This window comes from Pseudomonas sp. LjRoot71, assembly GCF_964253255.1.
Taxonomy (GTDB): Bacteria; Pseudomonadota; Gammaproteobacteria; order Pseudomonadales; family Pseudomonadaceae; genus Aquipseudomonas.
Genome location: NZ_CAXURA020000001.1, coordinates 1912825 through 1937915 on the forward strand (window position 1 = coordinate 1912825; position 25091 = coordinate 1937915).

Below are 25091 nucleotides of genomic sequence, written 5' to 3' on the forward strand. Positions count from 1 at the left end.
TTAGTTACGGAGTACGCGTTATGGGATTCGGTGGCATTAGCATCTGGCAACTCCTGATCATCCTGCTGATTGTGGTCATGCTGTTCGGCACCAAGCGCCTCAAGGGCCTGGGCTCGGATCTGGGCGACGCCATCAAGGGCTTCCGCAAGTCGATGGACAACGCCGACGCCGAAAAGCCCAACGCTGCCGTGGAAGAACCCAAGGGCCAGACCATTGACGCTCAGGCGCGCAAGGTCGAAGAACCGGCGAAAAAAGACTAAGCCATGTTCGATATCGGCTTTAGCGAACTGCTGCTGGTCGGCATCGTGGCCCTCGTGGTGCTCGGCCCGGATCGCCTGCCAGGTGCTGTGCGCACGGCTGGCCTGTGGATCGGCCGGATCAAGCGCAGCTTCAGCGCGATCAAGGCCGAGGTCGAGCGCGAGATCGGCGCGGATGAAATCCGCCGTCAGCTGCATAACGAGCAGATCCTTGAGCTTGAGCGGGAAATGAAGGCGATGAAGGAAAGCCTTAACGCATCCATCAGCACCAGCACCGAAACGCCAACGCCAACGCCAACGCCAACGCCAGCCGAGCCGACCCACGCCACTGACACCAGCACCAGCACCAGCACCAGCACCAGCCAGGATAAAAGCCCGCAGCCATGAGCCAACGACCGGACAGCGATCAGGAAATGCCCCTGATTTCCCATCTGACTGAACTGCGCACGCGCCTGCTGCGGATCGTCGGCGCCGTGCTGCTGCTGTTCGCCGGGTTGTTCTATTTCTCCCAGGACATCTACTCGCTGGTGGCCGCCCCGCTGCGCGCTTACCTGCCGGAAGGTGCCACGATGATCGCCACAGGCGTGGCCTCACCGTTCCTCACCCCGTTCAAGCTGACCATGATGGTCGCCCTGTTCCTCTCGATGCCGATCGTTCTGCATCAGATCTGGGGCTTTATCGCACCTGGCTTGTACAAGCACGAGAAGCGCATTGCCGTGCCGCTGCTGGTTTCCAGCATCCTGCTGTTCTACGCCGGCATGGCCTTCGCCTATTTCGTGGTGTTCCCGATCATGTTCGGCTTCTTCGCCAGCGTGACCCCGGAAGGCGTGGCGATGATGACCGACATCGGTCAATACCTGGACTTTGTCCTTACCCTGTTCTTCGCCTTTGGCGTGGCCTTTGAAATCCCGATTGCCACCTTTCTGCTGATCTGGGTCGGCATCGTCGATGTCGACACCCTGCGCAAAAGCCGCCCCTATGTGATCGTCGGCTGTTTTGTGGTCGGCATGCTCCTGACCCCACCGGATGTGTTCTCGCAAACCCTGCTGGCCGTACCCATGTGGATGTTGTTCGAAGTCGGCCTGCTGTGCGGCAGCCTGGTGCAGCGCAACGCCGAACGCGAAGAGCAAGCCGCCGAGGACAACAGCAGCGCCAGCAACGACCAGCCGCCCGCGCCACAACCGTGAACCTGCTGCTGCTGGAGGACGGCGACTTTATCGCCGAGGATCGCGTACGGCTGAGCGGCCGTCGCCTCAAGCACCTGCTTGAGGTACACCGCGCCGAAGCTGGCGACAGCCTGCGCGTCGGCCGTCTGAATGGCCTGATGGGCAGCGGCCAACTGCTGCACCTGGATGAACAGTACGCCGAACTGAGCGTATTGCTTGATCAGCCTGCCCCGGAAAAACTGCCAATTACTCTGTTGCTGGCCCTGCCCCGCCCGAAGATGCTGCGGCGCGTGTTGCAAACGGTCAGCAGCATGGGGGTGGCCCGCCTGGTGCTGCTCAACAGCTACCGCGTGGAAAAAAGCTTCTGGCAAACGCCGTTTCTCGAACCTGCAGCCATTCGCGAGCAGTTGATCCTCGGCCTGGAGCAGGCCCGCGATACCGTGCTGCCCGAGGTGATCATCGAGAAACGCTTCAAGCCTTTTGTCGAAGACCAGCTACCTGCGATTGCTGCCGGCACCCTCGGCCTGATCGGCCATCCCGGCGACTACCCGGCCTGCCCAAGGGCGGTCACACAGGCTGTGACGCTGGCCATCGGCCCAGAGGGTGGCTGGATTCCTTATGAGGTGGAAAAGCTCGCCGAAGCCGGCCTGCAACCGGTGCAGCTGGGCGTGCGGATTTTGCGAGTGGAAACAGCGCTCACCGCCTTGCTGGCGCGGCTGTTTTAACCCGGCAATCTGCGTCGTAGGAGCGGGCCATGCCCGCGAAAAGCGCTAGCTCGAAACTGCTCGCACGCATGGCATGCTCCTACAGACCCGCAGGGTGGATAGCGCTGTTCCCATCCCCCCCTACAAAGCCTGCTTTTCGTGCCAATGCGCCGGCAGCAGTTGGCCCTTGAACTCAGGCGCTTCCTGCAACTGAACAGCCCTTGGTTCTAACGGCTCGCCGCAATCCGAGCACACCAGCACGCCGTGCATCGGCTGGCCACAGCTGCGGTGGATATGCCGGATCGGCGCGCCCTCGGCACCGCTCATATGGCAATCCCCCCAGTGCACCAGAGCCATGATGGCCGGGTACAGATCACGGCCCTTGGCGCTCAGGCAATATTCCTCGCGCAATGGCCGCTGCTGATAGGCCACCTTGTCCAACACACCCGCTTCAACCAGTTTCTTCAGACGCTCGGCCAGCACATGGCGGGTGATGCCCAGGCGTTTCTCGAACTCGTCGAAACGGCGGATGCCGAGAAAACTCTCGCGCAGCACCAGCAGGGTCCAGCGATCCCCCACCACCGACAACGTGCGGGCAAGAGAACAGGGCTGCTGTTCAAGTTCTTCCCAGCGCATAAGGCACTCTCCAGAGACAATGCCTCACGATAGCTTGACAGGTTCCAAAATGGAACCGACTATCAACGTAAGTTCCAAAATAGAACTAACGGAGACTGCAATGACCGAACGCAAAGCAATTCTGGTAGTCGGTGCGGGGGATGCCACCGGCGGCGCCATCGCCAAACGCTTCGCCCGCGAGGGTTATGTGGCTTGTGTGGCACGGCGCAACGCCGACAAGCTCGCCCCGCTGGTCGCCGATATCGAAGCTTCCGGCGGTACCGCCCGCGCCTTTGGCTGTGATGCACGGGTCGAAGAACAGGTCGTCGAGCTGTTCGCCACCATCGAGCGCGAGGTCGGCCCGCTGCATGCGGTGGTGTTCAACATTGGCGCCAACGTGCAGTTTTCCATTACCGAGACCACCGAGCGGGTTTACCGCAAGGTCTGGGAGATGGCAGCACTGGCCGGTTTTCTCACCGGACGCGAAGCCGCCAAAGTGATGCTGCCACGCGGTAAGGGCACCATCATCTTTACTGGCGCCACCGCTTCCTTGCGTGGCCGAGCCAACTTCGCCGCCTTCGCCAGCGCCAAGTTTGCCCTGCGCGCCCTGGCCCAGAGCATGGCTCGCGAACTCGGCCCCAAGGGCATCCATGTGGCCCACCCGATCATCGACGGGGCCATCGATACTGCGTTTATCCGCGACACCTTTCCGCAGCTGTACCAGCTCAAGGATCATGACGGCATTCTCAACCCTGAACACATCGCCGACACCTACTGGCAGATCCATTGCCAGCCGCGCGATTGCTGGGTGCATGAGCTGGACCTGCGCCCCTGGAGCGAAACGTTTTAAGGATCGCTCGCCAACTCGTAGGGTGGATGGCACTTCATCCATCCACCATAACCTGACCACAGGACACAGTATGAACAAGACCGTTGAGTTCTTTTTCGACTTCGGCAGCCCAGCCAGTTATCTGGCCTGGACCCAGTTACCGCGCATCGCCGAGCAAGCCGGCGCGCAGATCGCCTGGCGGCCGATGCTGCTCGGCGGCGTATTCAAGGCCACCGGCAACCAGTCACCGGTGATGATCCCGAGCAAGGGCGCCTGGATGCTCAAGGACCTGGCGCGCTTCGCCAAACGCTATGGCGTGGCCATGACGTTTAACCCGAACTTCCCGATCAACACCCTGACCCTGATGCGCGGCGCGGCTGGCTATCTCGACAGCGAGCGTTTCGCACGCTACGTGCACACCATTTTCGAGGCGCTGTGGGTCCAGCAGAAGAATCTCGGCAAACCCGACGTGGTCGCCGAAGTGCTCAGTGCCGCCGGTTTCGACCCGGCCGAGTTCGAACGTCTGGTCAACGATGAGGCAGTCAAGGAGCGGCTCAAGGCCAACACCGAGGAAGCAGTCAAACGTGGAGTATTTGGCGCACCGGCCTTCTTCGTCGACAGCGAAATGCACTTCGGCCAGGACCGGCTGGATTTTGTCGCCGAAGCACTGGCCCGCTAGCTCTCTAGAAGAAAGGTCACCGGCCCGTCGTTAACCAGATGCACCTGCATATCGGCGCCGAATTGCCCGGTGGCGACCTGTGGATGCCTGGCGCGGGCCTGGGTCACCAGCAGGTCGAACAGCTCCGCGCCCAGCGCCGGCGGTGCGGCACTGGAAAAACTGGGGCGCAGGCCGCCCTTGGTATCGGCGGCCAGGGTGAATTGCGACACCAGCAACAACCCACCGCCGACATCGCTGAGCGACAGATTCATCTTGCCGGCGGCATCGCTGAATACCCGGTAATTGAGAAGCTTGTGGAGGATTTTCTCGACACTGGCCGGCGTGTCCTGCGGCTCGACACCAACCAGCACCAGCAGGCCCTGATCAATCGCCCCCACCACCTCACCAGCCACCTCTACGCGAGCGCAACGCACCCGCTGAATCAGTGCCTTCATGCTTCGTCCGGGGCCAGGTTGAGCAAGCGCCGCGCCAGTTCATCGGCCGCCCGCACCAGGGCATCGGTAATGCCGCTCTCGGCCGCCGAGTGACCGGCATCACGGATGATCTGCAGCTCGCTGTTCGGCCAGGCCTGATGCAGCGCCCAGGCGTTATCCAGCGGGCAGATCACGTCATAGCGGCCATGCACGATCACGCCCGGCAGATGAGCGATCTTCGGCATATCGCGCAGCAGCTGATCGGTTTCGAGGAAGGCATTGTTGACGAAGTAATGGCACTCGATGCGGGCAATCGACAGCGCGCGGTGCGCATCACTGAAACGGTCGACCACCTGCGGATTGGGACGCAGGGTGGCGGTACGGCCTTCCCAGGTCGACCAGGCTTTGGCGGCATGCATCTGGGCAATCTGATCCGGGCCGGTCAGGCGCTTGTAGAAGGCCTGCACCAGGTCACCCCGCTCATCCGCCGGAATCGGCGCGAGGTAGTCTTCCCAGTAATCGGGGAACAGGCGGCTGGCACCTTCCTGGTAAAACCACTGAATTTCCTGCGGGCGGCAGAGGAAGATGCCGCGCAGAATCAGCCCATGCACCCGCTGCGGATGGGCCTGGGCGTAAGCCAGGGCCAGGGTCGAACCCCAGGAGCCGCCGAACAGTACCCATTTGTCGATACCGAGGTGCTCGCGAATCTGCTCCATGTCGGCGATCAGCGCCTGGGTGGTGTTGTGCTCCAGGCTGGCGTGGGGCGTGGAACGACCGCAACCGCGCTGGTCGAAGGTGACGATGCGATAGAGGTTGGGATCAAAATAGCGCCGACTGGCGGCGTCGCAGCCAGCACCCGGGCCACCATGGATAAACACCACGGGCAAACCATCCGGCGAACCGCTTTCGTCGACATACAGCACGTGCGGTGCCTGCACCGCCAGCTCATGACGGGCGTAGGGTTTAATCTCCGGATACAAGGTCTGCATGGCATGCTCCTGAATAGATGCGTAGCGTTGACGGCCTTCCACTCCCGGCCAACACTCTGCCGGGCATCATAACCATGAAACAGGAGTTGAGCATGCCAACCCGGATATTTGCCTTGGCTTTCCTGATGTTTTGTACCCTGCTCACCGGTTGCGGCGCCAAAGATGACCCACAGGCGGCCCTGGAAACGGCAGTGCAACAGTTGCAGGACAACCTGGAAGCAAAAAGCACCAGCGCGGTACTCGACCAGCTGCATCCACAGTTCTCTGCACAGGGTGAGTTCGATCGCGAGTGGGCGCAGCGCACCATGTTGCTGCTGTTTATGCGCCATAAGAACATCAAGGTGCTGGCCATGAGCAAAAGCAGCTACCTCGATACCACCTACCGCGAGAAAGGCCATACCGACGCCCAGGTCGGCCTTACCGGCGCCGAAGGCCTGATCCCCGACAGCGCGCGCCACTACGGGGTAAAACTGGAATGGTGGCTGGAAGGTGATGAGTGGAAGCTGGCACGACTGAGCTGGGAATAAACGATCAGACCCAGCTGATCAACTCGCAGCAACGCGGCGTCTACCTACGCTGACTCTGCTTTTCACGCCGTATCGCAAACGCGCAGTAGCAAGGACTCAAAATATCCAGGGAATAAACATCTTGCTGCGCTGCATATAGTCCCGATATGCCTCACCAAACTGCGCCAGGCACTCGGTTTCATCGCATTTGGCAGTCAACCACAACGCCAGACTGGCCAGCAGCGCCAGGTTCCAGCTCAGGCCATTGGGTTGTTTGCAGGCCACGCCCCAGGCCAGCAGCAGCAGCGAGGCGTACAGCGGGTGGCGGATATGGCTGTAGATGCCACTGGTGACCAGCTGCGAGGTGCGTTCAAAGGCAAACAGCTCGGCATCCTGACGCTGTTCATTCGGGCGGCCCATGCAGCGCAATTGATAAAGCCCGGGAAACAGCACCAGCAGCGAGGCAAACAGCAGCGCCCAGGACGCCAGTTGGTGGGCGGCAAAGCGGTCGACAAACCACAGTGGGCCATTGAGCACCAACAACCCGAGAATCGCCTCCCAGGCAAAGAACCGATAAAAGCCATGGGACTTCGGCCGTCGCAACGCCTGCCAGGACAGCGCCAGCAGAATCAGCGTCCCCAGCCCAAAAGCCACTGCCTGCACCCACGCCATAGCACCTCCCCACTCTGTCTGCTATCCGTCAAAGCCAGGCGCTGCGCGACTTGCAGGCCCTCTGTTACACTGCGGCGTCTTTCACTCGGCCGCCCGCAATGGATCGCACGCAACTGCACAGCCTGCTGCCTCACCAAGGCCCAGCTCTCTGGCTGGACGGCCTGTTGGCGCACGACCCACTGAGCATCCAGGGCCTGAGCGCCTGGCGTTACCTGGAGATGTTTGGCCCCGACGCCTCGCCTTGCCTGCTGTTTGAAGCCGCCGCGCAATTGTGCGCCGCGCATGGTGCCTTATACGGCGACAGCAATGCCATTGAAATGGCCCTGGTCGGCAAGCTCTCACAGCTGCACGTACACCACGAGCCCGCTCAGCGCAGTGGCACATTGCAGGTCAGCGCCCAGCAGGAAGCACTTAGCCCGGCCGGGGCGCTGTATGCCTTCAGCATCCACAGCGAAGAGCACCTGCTGCTCGACGGCAAACTGCTGCTGGTGCTAATTCATGCTTGAACTCGTCAACCTCAGCCATCGCTACCCAGGCAGCAGCCGCGCGGCGCTGCAAGGCATCGACCTGCACGTACAAGCCGGCGAATGCCTGGGCCTGCTGGGCAGCAACGGTGCCGGCAAGACCACCCTGCTGTCGCTGCTCAGTGGCGTGTTGCCGTTACAGCAGGGCACGCTGCGCTGGAGCGGCAAGCCGCGCCTGGGTCTGGTGCCGCAACAACTGGCGTTCTATGCCGGGCTCAAGGTGCGCGAAAACCTCGAACTGTTTGCCGACCTGTATCGCCTGCGCGGTGCCGAACGCCGCCAGCGTCTGCAGCAGTGCATCACCATCTGCGCCCTGGACGACAAGCTGACGCGGCGCAGTGAGCAACTCTCCGGAGGCGAACAGCGCCGCCTGAATGTCGCCATCGGCCTGCTGCAACCGGCCGACATCTATCTGTTCGACGAGGCCACCGTGGGCGTCGATGCCGCCAATCGACAGCACTTGCTGGCTGCCGTGGAACAGCTGACCGCCGAGGGCAAGGCGGTGATCTACACCAGCCATTATCTGGAAGAAATCGAGCGGGTCGCCCAGCGCATTCTGCTGCTGCACGAAGGCCAGGTACGCCTGGACCTGGATAAACGTCAGCTGCTCGGCGACGACCACGGCCTGCTGCTGGAATGGCCGGACGCCGCACCGACCGGACTTAGCGAGCTACTGGCCGAGCTGCACTTGAGCGCTGAAAGCCTGCCCAAGGGGTTACGAATTGCCGCCCTGAATGGCCAGCAACTGCTGGCCATCACCGAATTTGTCGCCGCTCAGGATGGGCTGCCCAACCTGCTGCGCTTTGGTCGTCCATCACTGGAACAGCTCTACCTGCGCTTGAACGGAGGCCGGCTATGAGGCTCTGGGCACTGGTGCGCAAGGAAGTGCTGTTGCTGCTGCGCGACCCGCACGCGCTGGCGGTGCTGTTTATCATGCCAACCCTGTTTCTGCTGTTGATGGCCGGGGCCATGTCCAGCTATATGCAGGACAAGCCGCCGGCACTGCGCCTGATGATCGAAGCGCCGCAGGACGACGCCAGCCAGTTTTTCCACGATGCCTTGCAGGCGCAACTGGCGGACAGCACGCTGCTCACCAATAGCGACGAGCACCTGGCCCAGGTGCGCCTGCCGGCGGACTTCGCGGCCACCCTGCTGGACAGCCCGCACCAAGGGCCAAGCCTGAGCTTTCCGGCGCAGTTCGACAAACTCTCGCGCCAGCGCCTGCACAGCGCGGTGAGCATCGCCCTGGCGCAGACCCGCCTGCTGGCCTACCTGGAAGACAGCGGCGTGATCGACGCCGAACTCAGCCGCGCCGAACGCCTGAAACTGGTGCAGCAGCGCACCCAGAGCCAGATCGACGAGCAGGAACAACTGGCCAGCGGCGACCTCAGCGGCCGCGCCAATGCCACCCAGCTGAGCGTGCCGGCCTGGCTGATCTTCGGCATGTTCTTCGTCGTGCTGCCCATGGCCGGGGGTTTTCAGCGTGAGCAACAGAGCGGCACCCTGCTGCGCCTGCGCTGCCTGGGGCTAAACCTCGGCACCTTGGTGTTGAGCAAGCTGCTGCCGTACTTCGCCATCAACCTGTTGCAGTTCGTCCTGCTACTCGGCATTGGCATCTACGGGCTGCCGCTGCTCGGCCTGCCAGCCCTCAGCCTGCCGGGCAGTGCCGCCGCCTATCCACTGCTAGCCATCAGCGTGGCCCTGTCCACCAGCAGCCTGGGCCTGTTGCTTGCCGCATTGGCGCGCAGCAGCGAACAGGCGCTGCTGCTCGGTGGCGGTATCAACATCCTGCTGGCCGCGATTGGCGGCATCATGGTACCGAAAAGCGTCATGCCGACCGCGATGGCCCAGCTGGCCGAAGTTTCCCCGATGAGCTGGGCACTGGATGCCTTTCTCACCCTGCTGGTGGGCCACGGCTCACTGGCCGACATCGCCCCCTACTGCGCACGCCTGCTGCTGTTTGCAGCGCTGTGCGGCATGGCTGGGCTGCTTCTGTTCACCCGACGAGTACAGCGCACGCAATGGACCACTCACTACTAGAACAACAACTCAAACAACTGCTGATCCGCGAGTGCGACAAGGAAGACGACATCGACTGGCAGAGCATCAGCGATGACGAACCGCTGTTCGGCGCCAAGAGCCGCATCGCCATGGACAGCCTCGACGCCCTGCAAGTGTCCCTGGCGCTGCAACAGCACTACGGTGTGCGAATCGAAGGCGCGAAAGACGGCCGGCGCATCCTCGGCACTATCGCCAGCATCGCCGCCTATATCAGGCAGCAGCAGTGACGCCGGTTTACCTGCAACGCGCCGCCCTGCAATGCGCCCTCGGCGATGACCTGCCGAGTGCCGCCCAGGCCCTGCAAAACGCCCAGCCGCCACAGGGCGAGCCCTTTGTGCTGCATGAAGTGGCTGAGCCGCGCAGTTACCTGTACGCCGGCAAAACCGGCGAAAACCTCAGTGAGCGCCTGGATCGCCTGTTAAGTGAAACCCTTGGCGCAAAGGTGCCGGACGACTGCCTGCTGATCGTCGCCAGCACCAGCCTGGATATTCTCGAGCTGGAAAAGCTGACCCGACAACAGCAGGGTTTCCGTCCGGAAGACTCGACCCCGCTGGATCTGCTCGCCAGCCAGCTGCGCCAGCGCTGGGGCTTTGCCGCCGCGTTCACCCTGAACACCGCCTGCACCAGCGCTGCCAACGGCCTGCTCTACGCCGCGCGCCTGCTCAATGCCGGCGAATACGCCCACGCCCTGGTGCTTAGTTTCGAAACACCCAGTGCCATCGCCATGCAGGGGTTCGGCGCGCTGATGCTGACCAGCCCCAGCGGCCAGTACCGCCCGTTTCACCCCGCGCGCGACGGCCTGGTGCTGGGCGAAGCCTATGCCGCCGTACTGCTCAGCCGCGAGCCGGGTAATGCACCACTGGCGCGCCTGCTCGGTGGTTTCAGCGCCTGCGACACCAGCAGCCTGACCACCACCCGTGAAGATGGCAGCCATATCCATTGGGTCATGCAACAGGCCCTGCGCAGCGCCGATTGCGACGCCGAACAGATTGACCTGGTGAAACTGCACGGCACCGCCACCAGCGCCAACGATGAGGCCGAACGCAACGGCATGCACCTGCTGTACGGCGAACGCATGCCTGCCCTGAGCCTGCTCAAGCCCTGGCTCGGGCATACCCTGGGCGCCTGCGGCCTGAGTGAAAGCCTGCTGCTGCTCAAGGCCCTGCAAAGCGGCCCGCTACCCGGCGTGAGCTACGCCAGCCAGGCCATGCTGCCATTCAGCGCAGAACCCCAGACCCTGGCGGCCGACAGCCTGCTGCTGACCAACTTTTTCGGCTTTGGCGGCAATAACGCCAGCCTGGTTCTGCAAGGCTGCATGGCGGGAGAAACAGCATGCCAGTGATCGCCGCCAGTGAAATTCACGGCCTTGCAGCCACCTGCGACAAGCAGCTGAAGGCCGCGCTGAGCCAGTGGCTGGACAGCCCACCGCGGCGCATCGACCGCCTGATCCTGCAATGCCTGCTCGCCGCCGCACCGCTGAAAAACCAGGTGCGCAGTAACTGTGGCCTGTACCTGGCCTCGGCGCACCCGGCACGGGCCACCATGGGCGCGCTGCTGGAGGCGGTGTGCGTGCAGCACAAGCAACCCAAGCCCTTCGAGTTTGTGAACAGCGTAAGCAACGCTGCTGGCTTTCATATCGCCCAGCAACTGGGCATCGATGGGCCGAACCTGTTTATCGGTGCCGGGGAACAGGTCTGGGCGCAGTTACAGGCCTTGGCCAACCTGGACCTGCGCGATGGCCTGATCGAGCAGGCGCTGTTGCTGGTATGCGACGAGCGTGGCGATTTCTGTGTGCAGGCGCTGCTGCTGGAAGGTGCGATAACCGCTGCCTACGCCAACAGCTTTAGCGAACTGAGCGCAGGCACCGTGGTACAGCGAATCAAGCTGTAGGGTGCGCCGCGCGCACGGCTGTGCGCACAGCGCACCCTACGGCTAGGGATCAGCCCTTGCGCTTGCTCCAGGCCGCCAGTTCTTTCATCAAGCCGCGCTCTTGCAAGGCGATGCTGCGCAGGCTGTCGGCGATGGGAGCGAAGTTTGGCGTATCGCCCTTGTTGCGGCTGGCGCGCACGCAGGCCGAGGCAAACTGCCGCCAGTGGTCGCCGATAGCGGTCAGTTGCGCCGAGGCTTCTTGCAGGTTGTTGTCACCCAGTTTCTCGCCAGCCTCCTGCAAAAAGCTCGCATACATAAAGCGGAAGCCCGCACCACCGGTGCCGATCTCTTCCTGCATACGCACGATATGGGTCAGGTACAGGCGGTTGTATTTGCTCTGCGTCGGGTCGAGCTTGTCGATCTGCCCCGCCAGATGCTGAATGCCGCGAATGCCGATCCACGGCAGCGGCATGCCATCGAGAATCCGCGTGGTGGACAGTACGCTCTGGCGGATCAGCGTGTTCCAGTCCTGCTCCAGCGGCACATCATCGAGCCAGTACATCAGCCCCTTGGCGGCCAGCGCGCCCTTGGCAAAACGCGCTTTCTGCAAGTCTTCGGCGGCGCAGCGCACCGGCTCTTCAAACACCGGGTCGCTGATCAGGTACTCATTGCCCTCGCGGCCATACGCCAGCAGGTTGTGTGCGTTGAAGTGAAAACGCATCTCTGGCGGAAAATACGGCAACCAGAACACCGAACTTTGCAACCCGGCCAGGCGCCCGCTGTCCAGCGCGGCGTCCAGTTCCCGGCGGCCCCTCTCGGGGTCACTGAAGGTGCGTGTGTGCAGCTTCGCCCCCAGACGCTTGCTCAGGGTCTTGATCAGGTGCTTGGGCGGCATGCGGTAGGCAATCAACGGCATGCCGCTGAGCTTGACGATCGGCAGGTAGGCAAATGCCAGGCCCGACGCCAGGCCGAAGGCCATCGGCTCGCTCATCGGCAGCCCGGCATGGGTCAACAGACTGGCCATCACCCCGCTTTCGCAGTGGGCACTCTGTTGATGCTGAAAACGGCTCATGCCAAGTCCTTCTGGTAAGTGATCAATTGCGCGACAGGCAGGCCGAAGGCCTCGGCATAGCGAGCCAGAATGGCCGTCGACAGCTTCTTGTAAATCGCCGGACGGAAATGCCGACGAATGCGCCACTGCCACAGCCCGGTAATCTGCGCCAGCGCCGGCTCATCCAGGCGGTAGCGGTACATCAGGCACTTCAGCGGCGACAGTTCACCGCGCTGCCAGCCCGCCTCAGCCTCGGCTTCCTGCTCCTGCAACTCGGCCACGGCCAGTTGGGTGGCGAAAGCTTCCGGCTCCCAGCCATCACTCTGCGCGCCCTGATAATGACCACTGGCATCCACCGCGTAGACCAGCTTGCTATGCCCACCGTAGGTGGAGCTGTGATCCTGGGGAACCTCATCGAGCTTCATGCGCTATCACCGTCCTGGCCAACCACTGTCAGATGCATAAAGGCGCTGGAGAAACGCCCGCTTTCCGGCACATAGCAGAGCAGACGCTGACCGCTGCGCAGGCTGCCGGACTTGAACAACTCATCAAGCATGATAAAGATCGAAGCCGCCCCGGTGTTGCCCTTGCTGGTCAGGTTGGTGAACCAGCGCTCCTGCGGGATCGGCAAGCCTGCATTGGCCAGACCAACGGCCAGACGCTCGCGGAAGAACTCCGAGGAATAGTGCGGAAGGAAATAGTCGACCGCATCGGCGTGCAACTCACGGCGCACCATGATCCGCGCCAGGGTCTCTTCGACGGTGTATTTGACGATGTTGTCGTTGAGCAGTTTGACGTCCTGCTTGATCGCCATCAGCGAGCGGCGGTTGCGCTCGCCGCCGTCATAGCGGCTCCAGCCCTGCAGCTGGCCATCGACCATTTCCGCGCCGGCGTACATGCACGCCGGCATCTGATCGGCAAAGGAGAAAATGTCGATCCAGTCGATACGCAGGCTCAGCCCCGTACGGTTCGGCTGCCCCTGTAGCAGCACGGCACCGGCACCGTCGGAGAGCATCCAGCGCAGAAAGTCTTTCTCGAAGGCGATCTCCGGGTGGGTTTCCAGCTCGTCGAGGCGGCTTTCGTATTCGGCGTTGAAATTGCTCGCGTGCATCAGCGTCGAGGCGACTTCCGAACCACAGGCCACCGCGTTACGGCTCTCACCACTGGCCACGCTCAGCCAGGCGTATTTCAACGCCGTCATGCCGCACAGGCAGATACCGGCAGTAGTCACCACCTCGCACGGCGGGTTACCCAGCTCGCCCTGCACCATCACCGCATGACCGGGCATGGTCTGATCAGGCGATGCACTGCTGGCCACCAGGCAATCCAGCTCGCGCAACTCCAGGCCGTTGCCAAACAGGCCGCGAATTGCCGCTGCGCTGATCTGCGCATTGTTCAGCGCCGGCTCACCCGTCTGCGGGTCGATCACATAGTGCCGCTGCTGAATGCCGTTGCTACGCAGAATCAGCTTGCGCGCCCGCGACGGCTTGCCGCCGACCAGACCCAGACGCGCTTCCATCTGCTCGTTGTCGACCGCCTCAAAGGGCAGGAAGGCGCTGACACGGTTGATAAATACAGGTTGTACCACGGGGCTTCCTCGGGTCACTTCACTCGCCAGACGGGCCGGCAAAGTAGGCCTTTTCACGCTGCGTTCGCTCCTTGAACAGAGGGGCCAGCAGTTTTTTAAGCACAGCACTGAGCGGCACCACGGTGACGATCAGGCACAACAGAAAAACAATGTACACCACCAATCCGGCCGCACGCCGCCGACTCTGCTGCGGCCCCAGTGCAGCCAGCAAACGGCTCCACAACTGGAAGCTGCGATTGCCGACCTTCTCGCTGGCGATCAACTTCTCATCGATGCGCACTGCGCCCAGCCCAGTCAGCATCGGCTGCTCGATCGGCAGGTTATCTGCCGTCAAGCGCTGCGCCATGGCCACACCAAAACGGCTGGCGGCAGTGATCTGCGCCTCATCAATACCCGCGCGCGGCACCCAGCTGTAGGGCTTCTGCCGCCCAGTAAACAGCCACAAGGGTGTCGCCAGAAAACTCGCCGCCGTGCCGCAGGCATCGGTCAGGGCGATATTGTCCACCAACCGCGCGCCCAATTCAGTGAGCCGTTTCTTGACCTTCTCCTGGGCCATCAGCCACATGTTGCGGCAACCGATCAGGGTCACCACGGGCGTGCCGTTGAGCAACTGCGCCGCCTCGGGGGAGGCAAGGAAAGCAGTCATAGGCTGTGACGGCGAAAGGAACCACACCTGATACGCCAGGATCACCAGGTCATAACGCTTGCTTGCATCCACCGCCAGGGGCAACAACGGCTGCGGGCGCATCAGTACGATTTCCGGAAAAATCCGGAAAAAATCGAGAAACGGCCAGGGAAACGGGTAAGGTTGCGCAGGTTGCAGCGGCAGAAAATCCAGCTGAATATCCGCCTGCTGCTGCAGCGGTGCACAAACGGACTGCGCCAACCTGTCTAGCTGGCCGGTTTGCGAAAAATGAACGATCAAGACCTGACGCATCGCCAGCCACTTCCTGCGAAATGCCCGGATTATGCCACAGAGAATTCTTCAAACCGTAAAGAAGGCCGGCTACCAGACCGGCCTTTTGCTGCTACTGGTCGGTTCGCCGGCCCAGGCCGGCGACATCCTGGTCACAGTAGAGGGCATACAAGCCACGGGAACCCTACATGCGGCGCTGGTGAGCGGCGAGCAGAAACGCTGGCCCGAACAGCCACTGCGCCAACAGCACAGTGACGACGCCCAGCTGCGCCTGGCCGACCCACCGCCCGGACGCTACGCCATCCAGCTGTACCAGGACAGCAATGGCAACGGCCAGCTCGACCAGGGACGGCGCGGCATCCCGCTGGAGCCGGTAGGTTTCTCAGCCAATCCGCCGCTGGTCAACGGCAAACCCTCACCGCGCGACAGCCAGTTCGAGCACGGCACGGCGGATACCCACGTGCATATCCGCCTGCAGAGCCCAAAAGCCAAGAAATAGGCGCTTAACGCTGCAAAGCCATCTCGGCATCAGTACGCCGCCAGATCAGCTTACTGGTGTCGTATCCGCGCTTACGCGCCTCTTCCAGCAGGGTGTCGCGGCGTTGCGGGCTGATCTCCTGATCGCGCGCCAACAGCCAGAGGTATTTGCGGTTGGGATGCCCAACCAGCACGGTCTGGTAGCCCTCATCCAGGTAGAGCACCCAGTAGTCGCCCTTGGTCAACCCCGGCAGCAGGGCGCTGGCCCAATTGTCGAAACTCACCCAGAGCTTGCTGGTTTGTCCTGGTACCTGCGGCACGGCCTGCCCCTTGACCTCCTGCACCTCGCCATCGAAGGTCCGGCAGCGGTTGGTCACCCCCACCGCGCCGTCATCCTGCAGCGCGTAGTGCGCCTCGGATTGAGCGCAGTTGCGCTGGAAAAACATCGGTAAACGGGCCACTTCGTACCACGTGCCCTGATAGCGCTGCAGGTCGACCTTTTCCACGGTCTGCGGCGGCACCACACCGGTACCGGAATTGGCGCAGCCGGCCAAAGCCAGCACAGCGCCCAACACGATAAACAGGCGCATCATTTCAGCCCCTTGCCGGAAAACATCAGTACTTTGTCGCCCGCGTACTGCACGCTGATAAAGCGCTGTTCATCACCCCAGGTACAGCTGCTCATACCCAGCGCACCGGCACATTCGCTCGGACCGCCGAGCAGGCGCTCGACTTCATCCTTGCTCATGCCGGGCTTGAGCTGGGCGTAGTTGTCCTGATTGACCTTGTTGCAGGCAGCCAACAGCAGGCAACCGGCGAGTAGTGCGGCGACACGCAGAGACATGGGAATACTCCTGAGAAAATGACCAAGACCAGCTTGGCATAGCGATACCGAGCATGCCTGCTTGGACGCTAGAAACGCGAGCCAGGTTCCAGCAGAAAACGCATTTCCTCGGCGCTGGAGGTGCGCGCAAGGATCTGATTGCGATGGGGAAACCGACCAAAGCGGGCAATTACCTGCTGATGGCGCTCGGCATAGTCCAGATAGCCGGCAAACAGCTCGCGCTCGGCCTCTGCGGCCTGCGCATGCAACACTTGAAAGCGCTGCACAGCCTGATCCTACAGCTGCAGGTCTTCGGCATGCTCCAGCACCAGATAGGCAAACACCCGCTGGATCGGCGGCAATGCCTGATCCCAGCCTTGCGCCAGACCATGCAAAGCCAGCGGGCGCGCCAGCAGGTCGCCGGCAAAGGCGCGCGGCGTATCACGAAAAATCATGCGCGGCAGCTGATCGAGCAACAGCAGGTTGGCTAGCCAGCCTACGGGGTCAGCCTGCCAGGCACTCAATTGGCCAGCCAGGGCCTGCTCGACCTGCTCACCAAACCGCTCGCGGGCCTGGCTATCCTGACTGTCCTGCTTGCCGAACCACAGGGCGCTGCGGCTGGCCGCCACCTCGGCGGCCGTCGCATCGGCGGCACCGAACCACCAGTCAAGCAGCGGCTGCCAGGGCTGCATCGGTTACTCGCGGTGGTAAGCGCTGATACGCAGCACTTCTTCTTTCGAGCCGAGGAACACCGGCACGCGCTGGTGCAGGCTTTCCGGCTGGATGTCGAGAATGCGCTGGGTGCCGTTGGTGGCCACGCCGCCGGCCTGCTCGATGATCATCGACATCGGGTTGGCCTCGTACATCAGGCGCAGCTTGCCGGCCTTGCCTGGCTCGCGGCTGTCGCGTGGGTACATGAATACGCCACCACGGGTGAGGATGCGATGCACGTCGGCGACCATCGAGGCAATCCAGCGCATGTTGTAGTTCTTGCCCAACGGGCCTTCCTCGCCAGCCAGCAGCTCGGACACATAACGCTGCACTGGTGCTTCCCAGTGGCGCTGGTTGGACATGTTGATGGCGAATTCCTTGGTCGCTTCCGGCACCTTGATGTCGTCGTGGGTGAGCACGAAACTGCCCAGTTCGCGGTCCAGGGTGAAACCTTTGACGCCTTCGCCAAGGGTCAGCATCAGCATGGTCTGCGGGCCGTAGATGGCGTAACCGGCCGCCACCTGCTGGGTGCCCGGCTGAAGGAAGGCTTCCTCACCCAGGTCGCCTTCGGCACCGTTACGATCCGGGCAGCGCAGCACCGAGAAGATGGTGCCAACCGAAACGTTGACATCGATGTTGCTGGAGCCGTCCAGCGGGTCGAATACCAGCAGGTAGGCACCCTTCGGGTACTTGCCAGGGATCTGGTAGGCGTTGTCCATTTCCTCGGACGCCATACCGGCCAGGTGACCACCCCACTCGTTGGCCTCCAGCAGGATCTCGTTGGAGATCACGTCGAGCTTCTTCTGCACTTCGCCCTGCACATTCTCGGTGCCCATGCTACCCAGCACGCCGCCCAGTGCGCCCTTGGACACCTGATGGCTGATTTCCTTGCAGGCGCGTGCGACCACTTCGATAAGGAAACGCAGATCGGCCGGGGTGTTGTGGCTGCGGGTCTGCTCGATCAGATAGCGGCTGAGGGTAACGCGGGACATGGATGGCTCCGGGAAGGAAGAAAAATCGCGCGCAGTTTACCCCTTTGGCAGAAAAAGCGCCTTAGCACTGGATGGAAGGATACTGCCCAGTCACCAAGCATCGGTTGCTAACGCAGCAGGCCCGACACGCAGCGACCTGTACGTGGCCTCAGGCCAGACTGCAAACCCGATTACGCCCTTCATGCTTGGCCCGGTAGAGCGCGGCATCGGCGGCCTGCAACAACTCATCCAGCACCAGCCCCTGCTCGGGCCACAGCGCCAGGCCAGCCGACAGGGTGACGTAGCGCGCCCCGCCACGGGTGGGCAGCGGGTGTGCCGCCAGGTCGCGGCAAATATTCTCCAGACGGCTACGCGCCTCAGGGGCATCGGCGCGCGGCAGAATCAGCAGAAACTCTTCGCCGCCAATACGGAACACCGCATCCGAGCTGCGCAGGTTCTCCAGCAGGTGCTGAGCCACACCCTTGAGTACATCGTCGCCTTCCAGATGGCCGTGCTCGTCGTTGAGCTGCTTGAAGTGATCCAGGTCGATCAGCGCCAGCGCGATGGGCGTGCGTTCACGCTGCGCCACGGCCAGCTCACGGGCGAAGAACTCATCGAGATAACGGCGGTTGTACAACCCGGTGAGCGGGTCACACAGCGCCTGCTCCTGCAACTGCTCATGCAGGCTGGTGATGGTACGCAGGCGCTCCTCACTGAGGGCCAGGGCCTCGGCCAACTTCAGCTCACTGAGGTGGCGCTGGGTGACATCACGCAAATACAGCATCTGCCCGAGCACCAGGGTGCCGCGATGGGTCACCCGCTCGATGGCGCGGATGCGCACTTCAAAGTAGCGTGCCGAGTTGGCCAGGGTCAGCAGGCACTCCTGCTCACTGGCACCCTGCTCGCTGAGCAGTTGCTGCAGGTCGGGACCGAGAATCGGCCAGTCCGCCAGCGGTCGCCCTTGCCAGCCACTGCGCAGGCTGGCGAGCTTCAAGGCCGCCGGGTTGGCTTCAATCACGCGCAATTGTGCATCGACCACCAGCACCGGATCGATCAGCGCATCCAGCAGCAGATGGCGGGCCACCGGCAGCAGGTCGAACAGGCGCACGCCGACGATCAGCCAGGCAAACGCCACCAGGGTAAAGGCGAAACTGAACGGCGTTGGGTCGAAGCCGAACAGCATCCAGCCGAACACCACGTAACTGATATTGGCGACCCAAGGCACCGCCGTGACGAAGACAAAAGCCAGGTAATGCCGCCGATGCACGCCATAGCTGACGATAGCAGCACGCAGCACCACGCCCATGCAGAACATCATAAACAGATAGATATAAGCCGCTGCGGCATAGAACAGCGGGCCATGTTCATAGCGAATCGGCGCGCCCGGCGCATCGCTCAGCGGCGCCGTACCTTCGCCATAGAACAGGCCGTGCCAGGGGTTGCTCAGCGCCATCAGCCAGATCAGCAGCGGTATCACGCTCAAGCCCAGGGTGCTACGCAGCGGCAGCGGCTGACGCACGCTGTTGACGTATTGCCAGAGGAACACCGCCCAGAAGGTCGGCACCACCAGAATCCCCGGCCAGGCCATGGTCGCCCAGAACACCTTGCACTGCGCCCCCTGCGCGGCCATTTCCAGGCTCGCTGCCGCCATCCACCAGAGGCTGGCCAGGTGCAGCACGATAAAGCTCTCGCGCCCGGGAAAATAGCGCTGCCGGGTCACCCAACGGGCCAGCAGCAGCACACCGAGACAGACCACACACGTCAGGGTCACGGGGCCGCTCAACGCCCAGGCAGAATTACCGCAGGCATTCATCGGACGGGTACTGCCACAGAAAATGACTGCACGCACCGAGCACAGTGGCCGGGTAAACGCACAGAAACCGCCCCAACAGGGGTCGTAATAGGGATACGCAAGGGCCTTCCTGACCTCAAACGTTAAGCAGTTGAAGGTGCCAACCATACTGCAAAAATCGTTAGGCAGCTGGCCTTTATTTCGCCTGAGCGCTGCTATTCAGCGCCCGGCCGGCGCAGCAGACTGACCGCCATCAGTGCCAGCAAGCCAACGCCCACCAGCAAAACCAGCCACAAGCCCCAGCGTTTCCAATTGCTGTCGCTGGCGGCGGCCTGCTCCTGTTGCTTGATGCTGTCAGCCGGCAACTTCGCCTCGGCAGTACCCAACTGTTGCAGACGCTGCGGCTGATAACCGGGGATCAGCGTCGTCAACGGCAGCGCGGTCGACTCAGCGCCCGCACGCCCCAAGGCCAAGCGATAGGGTGGGCTACCACGTTGAAGAAATACCAGCTGGGTAGCGCGCACCGCCACCGTAAGCTGCGGCGGCTCACTGCCCAGACCACCGCCCCGCTCATCCACTTGCAGACGCAATTGCTGCACCGCCCAACCGGGCAATGACAGCTCGTCCTGACGGATTTCCGCGCTATTTTCCGGTAACCGATAGAGCAGCCCCTGTGCCAGCGACTGCCAGTTACCCTTGCTGTCAGCACGGCCACTGACGCGGATCGGTGCCAGGCTGTTGGCCTGCGTCAGCTCAACCTTGAGCCGCTCCAGCGGCAAGGCCAGGGGCAGTTGCCACTGGTATTCGCCATCCGGGCTGCGCGTCGCCGCCAGCGGCTGCGACCACACCAGCGGTGCAGGCACGCGGTCGCTGCGCTGACTGCGCAGACTTGCGGCCGTCAGCTGCGGTGCCTGTTGCGGACTTTGCCAGAGCAGCCGCAGGTAGCGCGCCTTGCGCCCCGGCAGCTCGACCTGACGCTGCTCGACACGCTCATTGCCAAATGACAAGCGCGCCAGCTGACCGCTGCCCCAGGGTTGCCAGTCTTGCAGGTCATCACTGGCCTCGATGCTGAAACGCTGAAAACCCTCCTGGCCACCTTCCCAGTCAAGCTGCAAGCGCACCAACGGCTCATCCGATGCGCTGGCATCCAGCAGCCAGCCGCGCAGCAAGGCCGGTTGAGCAGCGCTATCACTCTCATCGCGCAGCTCGATCAGTGTGCCACTGGTACTGCGCTGTACCCGCAGGCTTGGCGTGGCGCTGCTGTCGCCCTGTTCGGCGTACAGCGGAAACCACTTCACTGCCTGTTCCTGCTGGCTGTCGCGTGACTCACCCTGCCCCGCCACCAGGGCATAAGCCAGGGCCTGGCCTTCGCCGTTAAACACACGCAGGTCGCGCAAATCGCCATAACGCGCAGCGAAATGCAGCGCCATCGGTACATCCAGGCGATACCAGGGGCCTTCCCCGCTCAGGCTCAGCGGTAATTGCACGGCATAGTCGCCCGGCTGCTCCTGCGCCAGGACTGACGCGCTGCACAGCAGGCCGAGAAACGCAGCGCAGCATGCGCCAGGGATAAAACGACTGATCATGCTTGCTCCTGCGGCTGATCCGCATCCGCCTTGCGTGCCGGCAGCGGGGCGAAATAGCCCACCACCAACAGCAATACACCCACGCCAATAAACGACACGATGCGCTCCAGGCCACCGCGATTACCCAGTTCAACAAAGAACAGTTTGGCCACCACCAGCGCGATCAATGCCGCACCGATCAGCCACAACTCACGCTGCCCACGGCGGTTACCAAATACCATCAACGGCAGGGCAATCAGCGTCCAGGCAATCGACAGCCCAGCCTGCACCAGCATCGAATCGAGCAACGCATCCAGCTGATAGGGCACGCCACCCCAATGATGGGCGGTGCGCATGACCATGGCAGTCAGCAGGGCGAACAGCGAAGCGCCCGCCACGGCCTGGGTCAGCCACTGGCTGCGCACGCTCTCGACGCCCAACTCGGCCAGGCCCATGCGCGCCCAGGCGAACACCGCCCCCAGAGCAAACAGCAGGCCCAGCTCCAACGGGTTGAGCAGCGGCAGGTAGGCCAGCGGCTCGGCATCCCCAGCGCTGGCGACGTTGGCCAGCCAGAACCAGCCGAGCATCAACAGCGCCAGCGGGGCCGCCGCCAGCAAGCGGTATTCCCGCGGATAGGCCGCCACCGGCCAAGGCCAGCGACGCGGCAATGCCATCAGCCACAGATAGGCACTCGGCAGCAGCGCCCAACCCAGCCAGCGCCAGGCGTTGTAATGCTCTGAAAGGGCCAGCAGCAGATAGCGCAGCTCCAGTGCAAGCACGCCCAGCAACAACCAACAGCCCAGTACATGAGCCGCGCTCAGCGCGCCTGCCGGCAACTGGGGTGCCAGACGCCGCAGCGCCCAGAAGTGCACGGCAAACAGCAGCGTCCAGGCCAGCCAGCCGAACTGCGCAGCCGGGTGATAGTGCAGGTGCCAGGCGTGCAGCAGCACCACGCCGGCCAGCGGCGTCAGCAGGCAGCACAGCAGCGCCAGTTCGGCCCAGCGTGTACGCGGGGCGAGAAATGCCGCCAGGGCGATGCTGGCCGCCAACACCGCGAGCAAGGCACTTGCCTGCCATTCAGGCGCAACAAAGCGCAGCACTTCGCTGCTCAGCGCCACTGCCCACCAGGCCGCACCCCACACCAGCAGCAACTGCGCCAGGCCAAGCAAACTGACATTACCCAGGACGTTCGGCGCCTCGCGTCGCGCCAGGTGCTGCAAACGCCAGGCACCGACCAGCGCGGCGACCCCCAGCACCAGCGGCGTCCAGAAATCCACGTGAGCCAGTGGCCGAATACCCTCGACCGACAGCTGGCCGAACAGCAGCGGGCTGACTGCAAGGAACACCAGCCCTGCCAGCACCTGCAACAGCAGACCGAATACAAAGCTGGCGCGCTGCTGCAAGTGCAGGCTGAGCCAGATGATCAGCAGGCCGCTGCCGCCCCACACCGCACTGGCCGTGGCCCAGGGCAGGACGAACAGCACCGCCAGGTTAAGGAACACCAGCCCGACCAGCAGCACCACGGACAGACCGCGCAGCAGGCGACGGTCGTTACCCACCTGCGGGTCGCGCGCCGCCAGCAGCATGCCGGCGATCAGGCCAAAACCGATCAAGGATGAGGTCAACAAGCCTTGCCAGCCGGCAGAGAAGCCACCCATGCCAATGGCTGCATTGCCGGCCATGTCCAGCATAAACACCACACCGCCGAGTAATTGCACGGCAAAGGCGCTGAACAGAAAGCTGCGCGCCTGAATACGCAAACCCAGCCACAGGGTCAGCAAGCCGGCCAACGCCCAGCTGATCGCCGTGCCCTGGGCGGCAAACAGCAGTGGCGCAATCAGATAGAGGAAGGCCAACCCGACGCAGGCCAACACCGGCAGCCCGCGCACCTCCCAACGGCTGGCCAGCTCGGTGTTCTGGCGTAGCTGCCAGTAACTGAACAGCAAGGCCACGCCGAGCATCAACGCACCCAGCGGCGCGCCGTCCAGCAGGGTCAGTTCACCGCCACGCAAGCCGATGACGAACGCCAGCGCCGCCCCCACTTGCAGCAGCAGGGCGAATGCCCGTGCCAGACTGCGTTGCTGGCGCAGGCCGAGCCAGAAGATGCCCGCGCCTTCCACCGCCCAGGCGGCCGAAGTCCAGCGCGCATCCAGGCCCAAGGGAATCGCCAGACTGCCGAACACCACACCCAGCGCCAGGCAGGTTTCCACCAGCAACGCCGCGCGATCACCCGTGCGACCGACCAACAGCCGCGCCAGCACCAGGTAGAACAAGCCCAGCGCCAGCGCACTGAACGCTGCGGCAAACTCGATGTGCTGCACCAGCGCAAACTGCAAACCAAAGCCCACCAGCGGCGGGCCGAACAGCACGGTGGCGTCGATGTAGTCGCCTTTGCGTGCCGCCCAGCGCAGCAATTCATCAGGGTTCTCGGGCGCATCCAGGGCCTCACGCAGCTTGCGCCGGGCAAACAGCAGACCGATGGCCACATACATCAGGAAGAACAGAATCAGGAACGGCTCGGTGCTCCACAGCAACTCCGGCTTATAGGAGCGGATGCCCCAGGCAAAGCCGATGCCGAAGGTGCCGACAAAACCGATCAGGTTGAGCAGCCGCCAGGCCTTGAACCAGGCGATGGCAAAAACCCCGGCATTGAGCAGGGCGAAATAGCTGAACAGCGCTACATGGTTACCGCTGCCGGTGCTGGTCAGGATCGGCGCGGCGAAACCGCCCAACGCCGCTGCAGCCGCCAGGCCCAGGGCATTCTGCTTGACCGCCAGAATCGCCGAGAACACCGTCACCAGCACCAACAGACCCAGCGCCATACCGGGGTCGAGCAGCGGATGCAGGCGCATCGCGGCGAACACTGTCAGGTAGAGCACGGCGATCCCGGTGCCTTGCAGCATCAAGGCATAGTTCGGGTTACGCAGCCGTAGCCACCAACCCAGGCCCAGCAACGCCACGGCACTGGCTGCCACCCCGGCATAGCGCAACTCAACCGGCACCACCACGCCTTCGGTGGCGTAGCGCAGCAGGAAGGCCAGGCCGAGAAACAACAGCACCACACCGACGCGCAACACCGTATTGCCGCCCAGCAGCCATGCTTTGGCAGCCTTAAAGCCCAACTCGAAGACACTGGGCTGACGCGGCTCTGGCGGTTTTTTCGGCGTTGTCGGGCGCGGCGTTATCGGCTCAGCAGCCGGCGGCTCAGTAGCCTGCATGGCCGCAGCAGGTGCCGACTCGGACTCGGGCAGAACAAAATCCAGGGTCCAGTCCAGTTCGGGTTCGGCCGCCTGGGCAGCGGCAATCGGCTCAGGTTCGGGTTCGGCAACAGTGCTGAGCGGTTCCGCCTCAGGCGGCGCCTCGGGGGCTGATGTGGCGCCCTGTTCCAGCTTGAGCAGGCGTTCATACAGCGCCGTGGTGCCTTGTTCGAAACGCAGCGAAAAGGCCTTGAGCTGGGCCGTCAGCGCCGCGTTCTCGCGCTCCAACCCCTGCAATTTGAGCGCCTGGCCCACACCCAGACCTATCAGCGCACCGAGCAGTGAGGCCGTCAGCGTCTCATCCGCCAAGGCCCCAAGCAGCAAACCGACCAGCATGAAAATCCATTGCATGCATGCATCCCTAAGCTGAAAACCGCGAACATCCCCATGCCCGACACGGGCGCAAACTGGCAGCAGTATAGGAGCCCGCCCGTCGCATACCCAGAGAGACGAATGCCGCACGCATCACAGCACAGAAAGAAACTGCCGGGCGTGATCAGCAGCCTGGCGCAGCGGCGTAAACAGCCGGCCGCTCTGACCTAGCCACCCTTAAACCGCCCCTTATCAGTGGCACACGGCACGACCAGCCGGCAGATTATCGTTCACAAATGCGCCAGGGCCGCTATCATCGCGCGCCGCACAACTGATTCCTGCCA

28 protein-coding genes and 1 pseudogene are annotated in these 25091 nt (G+C 63.0%); 14 read left to right on the forward strand and 15 right to left on the reverse strand.

Features of this window, described 5'->3' with window-relative positions:
* The first annotated feature begins 20 nt into the window (after positions 1-20).
* From tatA to ACSQ17_RS09055, 4 genes are read left to right on the forward strand one after another with little or no spacing between them, the layout of a single operon-like run.
* Positions 21-260 carry a twin-arginine translocase TatA/TatE family subunit gene (gene tatA, locus ACSQ17_RS09040; protein WP_233685403.1) on the forward strand — a complete coding sequence of 80 codons (240 nt, stop codon included), beginning with the start codon at positions 21-23 and terminating at the stop codon, positions 258-260.
* Positions 261-263: 3 nt separating this feature from the next.
* A complete protein-coding gene (gene tatB, locus ACSQ17_RS09045; RefSeq protein ID WP_436068323.1) occupies positions 264-644 on the forward strand; it encodes a Sec-independent protein translocase protein TatB in 381 nt (126 codons plus the stop codon).
* Positions 641-1444, forward strand: a complete 804-nt coding sequence (gene tatC, locus ACSQ17_RS09050; RefSeq protein WP_436068324.1) for a twin-arginine translocase subunit TatC — start codon at positions 641-643, stop codon at positions 1442-1444. The genes tatB and tatC overlap by 4 nt, the downstream gene beginning before the upstream one ends.
* Positions 1441-2148 carry a 16S rRNA (uracil(1498)-N(3))-methyltransferase gene (locus tag ACSQ17_RS09055; RefSeq protein ID WP_436068325.1) on the forward strand — a complete coding sequence of 236 codons (708 nt, stop codon included), beginning with the start codon at positions 1441-1443 and terminating at the stop codon, positions 2146-2148. The genes tatC and ACSQ17_RS09055 overlap by 4 nt, the downstream gene beginning before the upstream one ends.
* 120 nt (positions 2149-2268) lie before the next feature.
* Here the strand turns inward: ACSQ17_RS09055 and ACSQ17_RS09060 are convergent, their stop codons facing one another.
* A complete protein-coding gene (locus ACSQ17_RS09060; RefSeq protein ID WP_436068326.1) occupies positions 2269-2763 on the reverse strand; it encodes a winged helix-turn-helix transcriptional regulator in 495 nt (164 codons plus the stop codon).
* A 100-nt stretch (positions 2764-2863) separates the two neighbouring features.
* On the opposite strand from ACSQ17_RS09060, the gene ACSQ17_RS09065 reads away from it, so the two are divergent.
* Positions 2864-3592, forward strand: a complete 729-nt coding sequence (locus tag ACSQ17_RS09065) for an SDR family oxidoreductase (protein ID WP_436068327.1) — start codon at positions 2864-2866, stop codon at positions 3590-3592.
* Positions 3593-3662: 70 nt separating this feature from the next.
* Positions 3663-4250 carry a 2-hydroxychromene-2-carboxylate isomerase gene (locus ACSQ17_RS09070; RefSeq protein ID WP_436068328.1) on the forward strand — a complete coding sequence of 196 codons (588 nt, stop codon included), beginning with the start codon at positions 3663-3665 and terminating at the stop codon, positions 4248-4250.
* Here the strand turns inward: ACSQ17_RS09070 and dtd are convergent.
* Entirely contained in the window at positions 4247-4684 is a 438-nt protein-coding gene (gene dtd, locus ACSQ17_RS09075; RefSeq protein WP_436068329.1) for a D-aminoacyl-tRNA deacylase, read from the reverse strand. The genes ACSQ17_RS09070 and dtd overlap by 4 nt on opposite strands.
* Entirely contained in the window at positions 4681-5652 is a 972-nt protein-coding gene (gene pip / locus ACSQ17_RS09080; protein WP_436068330.1) for a prolyl aminopeptidase, read from the reverse strand. Before pip ends, dtd begins: the two co-directional genes overlap by 4 nt.
* 92 nt (positions 5653-5744) lie before the next feature.
* On the opposite strand from pip, the gene ACSQ17_RS09085 reads away from it, so the two are divergent.
* Positions 5745-6179 carry a hypothetical protein gene (locus ACSQ17_RS09085; protein ID WP_436068331.1) on the forward strand — a complete coding sequence of 145 codons (435 nt, stop codon included), beginning with the start codon at positions 5745-5747 and terminating at the stop codon, positions 6177-6179.
* A 96-nt stretch (positions 6180-6275) separates the two neighbouring features.
* On the opposite strand, the gene ACSQ17_RS09090 is transcribed toward ACSQ17_RS09085, so the two are convergent.
* Positions 6276-6830 (reverse strand): methyltransferase, encoded by a 555-nt coding sequence (locus ACSQ17_RS09090; RefSeq protein ID WP_436068332.1) that lies wholly within the window; start codon positions 6828-6830, stop codon positions 6276-6278.
* A gap of 98 nt (positions 6831-6928) precedes the next feature.
* On the opposite strand from ACSQ17_RS09090, the gene ACSQ17_RS09095 reads away from it, so the two are divergent.
* Genes ACSQ17_RS09095 through ACSQ17_RS09120 form a run of 6 tightly spaced genes read left to right on the forward strand, consistent with a single transcriptional unit; the run spans position 6929 to position 11305 of the window.
* Positions 6929-7336: a beta-hydroxyacyl-ACP dehydratase gene (locus tag ACSQ17_RS09095; protein WP_436068333.1), complete on the forward strand. Its 408-nt coding sequence runs from the start codon at positions 6929-6931 to the stop codon at positions 7334-7336.
* Positions 7329-8213, forward strand: a complete 885-nt coding sequence (locus tag ACSQ17_RS09100; RefSeq protein ID WP_436068334.1) for an ABC transporter ATP-binding protein — start codon at positions 7329-7331, stop codon at positions 8211-8213. Before ACSQ17_RS09095 ends, ACSQ17_RS09100 begins: the two co-directional genes overlap by 8 nt.
* On the forward strand, positions 8210-9394 hold the full coding sequence (locus ACSQ17_RS09105) for an ABC transporter permease (protein WP_436068335.1): 1185 nt from the start codon (positions 8210-8212) through the stop codon (positions 9392-9394). The genes ACSQ17_RS09100 and ACSQ17_RS09105 overlap by 4 nt, the downstream gene beginning before the upstream one ends.
* Positions 9376-9642, forward strand: a complete 267-nt coding sequence (locus ACSQ17_RS09110; protein ID WP_275962216.1) for an acyl carrier protein — start codon at positions 9376-9378, stop codon at positions 9640-9642. The genes ACSQ17_RS09105 and ACSQ17_RS09110 overlap by 19 nt, the downstream gene beginning before the upstream one ends.
* Positions 9639-10757, forward strand: coding sequence for a beta-ketoacyl synthase N-terminal-like domain-containing protein (locus ACSQ17_RS09115; RefSeq protein WP_436068336.1), 1119 nt, complete (start codon positions 9639-9641; stop codon positions 10755-10757). Before ACSQ17_RS09110 ends, ACSQ17_RS09115 begins: the two co-directional genes overlap by 4 nt.
* Positions 10748-11305: a hypothetical protein gene (locus ACSQ17_RS09120; RefSeq protein WP_436068337.1), complete on the forward strand. Its 558-nt coding sequence runs from the start codon at positions 10748-10750 to the stop codon at positions 11303-11305. Before ACSQ17_RS09115 ends, ACSQ17_RS09120 begins: the two co-directional genes overlap by 10 nt.
* 49 nt (positions 11306-11354) lie before the next feature.
* On the opposite strand, the gene ACSQ17_RS09125 is transcribed toward ACSQ17_RS09120, so the two are convergent.
* Genes ACSQ17_RS09125 through ACSQ17_RS09140 form a run of 4 tightly spaced genes read right to left on the reverse strand, consistent with a single transcriptional unit; the run spans position 11355 to position 14860 of the window.
* On the reverse strand, positions 11355-12356 hold the full coding sequence (locus tag ACSQ17_RS09125; protein ID WP_436068338.1) for a BtrH N-terminal domain-containing protein: 1002 nt from the start codon (positions 12354-12356) through the stop codon (positions 11355-11357).
* Positions 12353-12760 carry a hypothetical protein gene (locus tag ACSQ17_RS09130; protein WP_257779083.1) on the reverse strand — a complete coding sequence of 136 codons (408 nt, stop codon included), beginning with the start codon at positions 12758-12760 and terminating at the stop codon, positions 12353-12355. The genes ACSQ17_RS09125 and ACSQ17_RS09130 overlap by 4 nt, the downstream gene beginning before the upstream one ends.
* Positions 12757-13923: a beta-ketoacyl-ACP synthase III gene (locus ACSQ17_RS09135; protein WP_436070453.1), complete on the reverse strand. Its 1167-nt coding sequence runs from the start codon at positions 13921-13923 to the stop codon at positions 12757-12759. The genes ACSQ17_RS09130 and ACSQ17_RS09135 overlap by 4 nt, the downstream gene beginning before the upstream one ends.
* Before the next feature lie 19 nt (positions 13924-13942).
* Positions 13943-14860, reverse strand: coding sequence for a dialkylrecorsinol condensing enzyme (locus ACSQ17_RS09140; protein WP_436068339.1), 918 nt, complete (start codon positions 14858-14860; stop codon positions 13943-13945).
* A 31-nt stretch (positions 14861-14891) separates the two neighbouring features.
* Between ACSQ17_RS09140 and ACSQ17_RS09145 the strand changes: the two genes are divergently transcribed.
* Positions 14892-15338 (forward strand): DUF2141 domain-containing protein, encoded by a 447-nt coding sequence (locus ACSQ17_RS09145; protein WP_436068340.1) that lies wholly within the window; start codon positions 14892-14894, stop codon positions 15336-15338.
* 4 nt (positions 15339-15342) lie between these two features.
* On the opposite strand, the gene ACSQ17_RS09150 is transcribed toward ACSQ17_RS09145, so the two are convergent.
* The 7 genes and pseudogenes from ACSQ17_RS09150 to ACSQ17_RS09180 form a co-directional block, all read right to left on the reverse strand.
* On the reverse strand, positions 15343-15909 hold the full coding sequence (locus ACSQ17_RS09150; protein WP_436068341.1) for a lipocalin family protein: 567 nt from the start codon (positions 15907-15909) through the stop codon (positions 15343-15345).
* On the reverse strand, positions 15906-16160 hold the full coding sequence (gene bamE, locus ACSQ17_RS09155) for an outer membrane protein assembly factor BamE domain-containing protein (RefSeq protein WP_436068342.1): 255 nt from the start codon (positions 16158-16160) through the stop codon (positions 15906-15908). Before bamE ends, ACSQ17_RS09150 begins: the two co-directional genes overlap by 4 nt.
* Before the next feature lie 68 nt (positions 16161-16228).
* Positions 16229-16831: pseudogene (locus ACSQ17_RS09160) on the reverse strand (DUF924 family protein).
* A 3-nt stretch (positions 16832-16834) separates the two neighbouring features.
* Complete coding sequence (locus ACSQ17_RS09165) at positions 16835-17842, reverse strand: class 1 fructose-bisphosphatase (RefSeq protein ID WP_257779076.1); 1008 nt, start codon at positions 17840-17842, stop codon at positions 16835-16837.
* Between the two features lie 148 nt (positions 17843-17990).
* A complete protein-coding gene (locus ACSQ17_RS09170) occupies positions 17991-19634 on the reverse strand; it encodes a histidine kinase N-terminal 7TM domain-containing diguanylate cyclase (RefSeq protein WP_436070454.1) in 1644 nt (547 codons plus the stop codon).
* 194 nt (positions 19635-19828) lie between these two features.
* A complete protein-coding gene (locus ACSQ17_RS09175; RefSeq protein ID WP_436068343.1) occupies positions 19829-21199 on the reverse strand; it encodes a DUF3999 domain-containing protein in 1371 nt (456 codons plus the stop codon).
* On the reverse strand, positions 21196-24786 hold the full coding sequence (locus ACSQ17_RS09180) for a DUF2339 domain-containing protein (protein ID WP_436068344.1): 3591 nt from the start codon (positions 24784-24786) through the stop codon (positions 21196-21198). Before ACSQ17_RS09180 ends, ACSQ17_RS09175 begins: the two co-directional genes overlap by 4 nt.
* Positions 24787-25091 lie beyond the last annotated feature (305 nt).

Excerpts from the sequence above, each read along its gene's own strand:
- ACSQ17_RS09180 (WP_436068344.1), bottom strand. The coding sequence starts at position 24,786 with ATGCAATGGATTTTCATGCTGGTCGGTTTGCTGCTTGGGGCCTTGGCG.
- ACSQ17_RS09095 (WP_436068333.1), top strand. The coding sequence starts at position 6,929 with ATGGATCGCACGCAACTGCACAGCCTGCTGCCTCACCAAGGCCCAGCT.
- dtd (WP_436068329.1), bottom strand. The coding sequence starts at position 4,684 with ATGAAGGCACTGATTCAGCGGGTGCGTTGCGCTCGCGTAGAGGTGGCT.
- ACSQ17_RS09110 (WP_275962216.1), top strand. The coding sequence starts at position 9,376 with ATGGACCACTCACTACTAGAACAACAACTCAAACAACTGCTGATCCGC.
- bamE (WP_436068342.1), bottom strand. The coding sequence starts at position 16,160 with ATGTCTCTGCGTGTCGCCGCACTACTCGCCGGTTGCCTGCTGTTGGCT.
- ACSQ17_RS09070 (WP_436068328.1), top strand. The coding sequence starts at position 3,663 with ATGAACAAGACCGTTGAGTTCTTTTTCGACTTCGGCAGCCCAGCCAGT.
- ACSQ17_RS09130 (WP_257779083.1), bottom strand. The coding sequence starts at position 12,760 with ATGAAGCTCGATGAGGTTCCCCAGGATCACAGCTCCACCTACGGTGGG.
- ACSQ17_RS09120 (WP_436068337.1), top strand. The coding sequence starts at position 10,748 with ATGCCAGTGATCGCCGCCAGTGAAATTCACGGCCTTGCAGCCACCTGC.
- pip (WP_436068330.1), bottom strand. The coding sequence starts at position 5,652 with ATGCAGACCTTGTATCCGGAGATTAAACCCTACGCCCGTCATGAGCTG.
- ACSQ17_RS09125 (WP_436068338.1), bottom strand. The coding sequence starts at position 12,356 with ATGAGCCGTTTTCAGCATCAACAGAGTGCCCACTGCGAAAGCGGGGTG.
- ACSQ17_RS09085 (WP_436068331.1), top strand. The coding sequence starts at position 5,745 with ATGCCAACCCGGATATTTGCCTTGGCTTTCCTGATGTTTTGTACCCTG.
- tatC (WP_436068324.1), top strand. The coding sequence starts at position 641 with ATGAGCCAACGACCGGACAGCGATCAGGAAATGCCCCTGATTTCCCAT.
- ACSQ17_RS09165 (WP_257779076.1), bottom strand. The coding sequence starts at position 17,842 with ATGTCCCGCGTTACCCTCAGCCGCTATCTGATCGAGCAGACCCGCAGC.
- ACSQ17_RS09140 (WP_436068339.1), bottom strand. The coding sequence starts at position 14,860 with ATGCGTCAGGTCTTGATCGTTCATTTTTCGCAAACCGGCCAGCTAGAC.
- ACSQ17_RS09150 (WP_436068341.1), bottom strand. The coding sequence starts at position 15,909 with ATGATGCGCCTGTTTATCGTGTTGGGCGCTGTGCTGGCTTTGGCCGGC.
- ACSQ17_RS09145 (WP_436068340.1), top strand. The coding sequence starts at position 14,892 with ATGCCACAGAGAATTCTTCAAACCGTAAAGAAGGCCGGCTACCAGACC.
- ACSQ17_RS09090 (WP_436068332.1), bottom strand. The coding sequence starts at position 6,830 with ATGGCGTGGGTGCAGGCAGTGGCTTTTGGGCTGGGGACGCTGATTCTG.
- ACSQ17_RS09100 (WP_436068334.1), top strand. The coding sequence starts at position 7,329 with ATGCTTGAACTCGTCAACCTCAGCCATCGCTACCCAGGCAGCAGCCGC.
- tatA (WP_233685403.1), top strand. The coding sequence starts at position 21 with ATGGGATTCGGTGGCATTAGCATCTGGCAACTCCTGATCATCCTGCTG.
- tatB (WP_436068323.1), top strand. The coding sequence starts at position 264 with ATGTTCGATATCGGCTTTAGCGAACTGCTGCTGGTCGGCATCGTGGCC.
- ACSQ17_RS09175 (WP_436068343.1), bottom strand. The coding sequence starts at position 21,199 with ATGATCAGTCGTTTTATCCCTGGCGCATGCTGCGCTGCGTTTCTCGGC.
- ACSQ17_RS09060 (WP_436068326.1), bottom strand. The coding sequence starts at position 2,763 with ATGCGCTGGGAAGAACTTGAACAGCAGCCCTGTTCTCTTGCCCGCACG.
- ACSQ17_RS09170 (WP_436070454.1), bottom strand. The coding sequence starts at position 19,634 with ATGAATGCCTGCGGTAATTCTGCCTGGGCGTTGAGCGGCCCCGTGACC.
- ACSQ17_RS09105 (WP_436068335.1), top strand. The coding sequence starts at position 8,210 with ATGAGGCTCTGGGCACTGGTGCGCAAGGAAGTGCTGTTGCTGCTGCGC.
- ACSQ17_RS09065 (WP_436068327.1), top strand. The coding sequence starts at position 2,864 with ATGACCGAACGCAAAGCAATTCTGGTAGTCGGTGCGGGGGATGCCACC.